This is a genomic window from Bacteroides sp. RTP31139st1_H2_RTP31139_211217 (genome assembly GCF_040227615.1).
In the GTDB taxonomy this organism is placed as follows: Bacteria; Bacteroidota; Bacteroidia; order Bacteroidales; family Bacteroidaceae; genus Bacteroides; species Bacteroides uniformis.
Map to the genome: position 1 here is coordinate 1 of NZ_JBCNZM010000287.1, position 3,046 is coordinate 3,046.

The following is a 3,046-nucleotide window of genomic DNA, read 5'->3' on the forward strand; positions in this document are numbered from 1 at the left end:
GTACTCCTTTTTTTATGCCCATACGTACCGTCCCGGTTCTCCAATAAAATTTTCACGTAAAATGCAAGGCAACTTTTTATATCCATTTAGTTTTTGGCTATCTTTGCACTGCTTTCGGCGGGCATAGGCACGCATAAAGCAGCTTAACTAACAATAAATCAATAATTAAAAACAGAAAATTATGGCAATGCATACATGGTTTGAATGTAAGATCCGTTACGAGAAAACAATGGAAAATGGAATGAACAAGAAGGTGACCGAACCGTACCTGGTGGATGCCCTCAGTTTTACGGAAGCGGAAGCACGCATCATCGAAGAGATGACGCCGTTCATTTCGGGAGAGTTCACCGTATCGGACATCAAACGTGCCAACTATAGCGAATTGTTCCCCAGCGAAGAGGAAGCTGCCGACCGCTGGTTTAAATGTAAACTGGTTTTCATCACACTGGACGAGAAAAGCGGTGCGGAAAAGAAAACCTCTACCCAGGTATTGGTGCAGGCTGCCGACCTGCGTGATGCAGTGAAGAAACTGGATGAGGGCATGAAAGGCACAATGGCCGACTACCAGATAGCATCTGTAGCGGAAACCGCCATTATGGATGTATATCCGTACAGTGCAGAGCCCGACGACAAACCGGAAGTTTAATTTGAGTTATGAGTTATAAGTTATGAATTATTATTGCGACCCATAACTTATAACTCATAACTCATAACTCAAAAAAACGATGATTGCAGAGAATTTAAAACAAGTACTGAGCGAACTGCCTGAAAAGGTACGGCTGGTGGCTGTTTCCAAATTTCACCCCAACGAGGCGATAGAAGAAGCGTATCGTGCCGGCCAGCGTGTGTTCGGAGAAAGTAAGGTGCAGGAAATGACCACCAAATACGAAAGTCTGCCCAAAGACATAGAATGGCATTTCATCGGGCATCTGCAAACAAACAAAATAAAATATATCGTTCCTTACGTAGCGCTGATTCATGGCATAGACTCCTACAAGCTGTTGGCCGAAGTGAACAAGCAGGCTGCCAAAGCCGGAAAAACCGTCAACTGCCTGCTGCAGCTGCACATTGCCCGGGAAGAGACCAAGTTTGGATTCAGCTTTGACGAATGCCGGGAAATGCTGGCAGCCGGTGAATGGAGAGAGCTCAAGCATATCCGGATATGCGGATTGATGGGCATGGCCACAAATACGGACAATGACGAACAAATCAAAACAGAGTTTTGTTCTTTAAGTAGCTTCTTCAATGAAGTGAAAGCCAAGTGGTTTGCTGATGCAGAGTCATTCCGGGAACTGTCCATGGGAATGTCTCACGATTACCACGAGGCCATTGCAGCCGGAAGCACCTTGATACGTGTAGGAAGCAAGATTTTTGGAGAAAGAAACTATTAACCATAAAAAATCATTATCATGGCAACATTAGAAACTACTTTTGCAGGGCTGAAACTCAGAAACCCCATTATCGTCAGCAGCTCCGGACTGACAGACAGCGCCGCCAAGAACCAGAAACTATCTGAGGCCGGCGCAGGTGCCATTGTGCTAAAATCACTCTTTGAAGAGCAAATCATGATGGAGGCTGACTGGATGGGAGACCCGAACATGTACCCCGAAGGCAGTGACTACCTTGTAGGATATATCCGCGAACATAAGCTGGGTGAATATCTGAACCTGATTAAGGAAAGCAAAAAGGTTTGCAATATCCCCATCATAGCCAGCATCAACTGCTATCAGAATGCCGACTGGGTGGAATTTGCCACCAAAATAGAAGAAGCTGGTGCAGACGCACTGGAAATCAATATCCTTGCACTGCAGACGGATGTACAGTATACATATGGAACCTTCGAGCAACGCCACATCGACATTCTGAGCCACATCAAGAAGACGGTCAAGATACCCGTCATCATGAAGCTGGGCGACAACCTGACCAATCCGATAGCTCTGATAGACCAGCTGTATGCCAACGGTGCCGCCGCAGTAGTGCTGTTCAACCGCTTCTACCAGCCGGACATCAACATTGAGAAAATGATACAAGTATCCGGCAACGTATTCAGCAATGAAGCCGATTTGTCTAAAGCCCTGCGCTGGATAGGCATCGCTTCGGCAGCCGTAAACAAGCTGGACTATGCCGCTTCCGGTGGTATCCACTCGCCCGAAGGCGTTGTCAAGGCAATATTAGCAGGTGCTTCGGCCGTAGAGATATGCAGTGTGCTTTATCAGAATTCAGCTACCATCATTGAAGAATACATCCGCTTCCTCAACTTGTGGATGGACCGCAAAGGTATGGAAACCATCAGCCAGTTCAAAGGTATTCTGAACGTAAACGACCCGAAGGGAGTCAATACCTTCGAACGTACACAGTTCTTGAAATACTTCTCTTCACATGAATGAGACAAAAGACTGACAAGAAGACAATAAAATTGAAAGGGTGATAACACTACAATGACGTTATCACCCTTTCATTTTATACTATACCGCTATCTTTTTATTTCTTCTTATCCAGCGCCTCAAAGCAGGAATTCTTGCTCACGAACTCCGGAACAATATCCTTCATGGCAGCAACAATTTTCATCTGGTCATAGGTGTAACTTACATCAATCAGCTTCTGGATACGCTCCTTCACCTCGTCATAGTCATACTCACGCACCGTGGCAATCATAATCTTCTCATGATAGGTGGGCTTTGTAAGCTCCTTCACATTCAAGAGTTCCTCGTAGAGCTTCTCGCCATGACGGAGACCGGTAAATTCAATCTTCACATCCGTACGTCCGGAAAGGCTGATCATACGCTTGGCAAGGTCCACAATCTTCACCGGCTTACCCATGTCGAAGATGTAGATTTCACCGCCGTTGCCCATACTGCCGGCCTCAAGAACAAGGCGGCAAGCTTCGGGAATGGTCATGAAGTAACGGATTATCTCAGGATGGGTCACTGTCACCGGGCCGCCACGCTGAATCTGGTCGCGGAAACGGGGAATGACAGAACCGTTGGAACCCAGCACATTGCCGAAACGCGTAGTGATGAACTGAGTGGCATGGCCTCCCTCCTTC

At 46.6% G+C, this 3,046-nt stretch carries 4 protein-coding genes; 3 read left to right on the forward strand and 1 reads right to left on the reverse strand.

From position 1 onward, the window contains the following. The first annotated feature begins 181 nt into the window (after positions 1-181). The 3 genes from ABUA47_RS23995 (at position 182) to ABUA47_RS24005 (ending at position 2,387) form a co-directional block, all read left to right on the forward strand. The gene (locus ABUA47_RS23995; protein WP_005831367.1) at positions 182-646 is read left to right on the forward strand and encodes a DUF4494 domain-containing protein; all 465 of its coding nucleotides are present in this window, start codon (positions 182-184) and stop codon (positions 644-646) included. Positions 647-725: 79 nt separating this feature from the next. After that, entirely contained in the window at positions 726-1,391 is a 666-nt protein-coding gene (locus tag ABUA47_RS24000) for a YggS family pyridoxal phosphate-dependent enzyme (protein ID WP_117887649.1), read from the forward strand. 18 nt (positions 1,392-1,409) lie between these two features. Continuing rightward, a complete protein-coding gene (locus ABUA47_RS24005) occupies positions 1,410-2,387 on the forward strand; it encodes a dihydroorotate dehydrogenase-like protein (RefSeq protein ID WP_008664861.1) in 978 nt (325 codons plus the stop codon). A 94-nt stretch (positions 2,388-2,481) separates the two neighbouring features. Here ABUA47_RS24005 and ABUA47_RS24010 read toward each other — a convergent pair. Then, positions 2,482-3,046 (reverse strand): polysaccharide biosynthesis protein (locus tag ABUA47_RS24010; protein WP_349832199.1); only part of this gene is annotated, 565 nt, incomplete at its 5' end.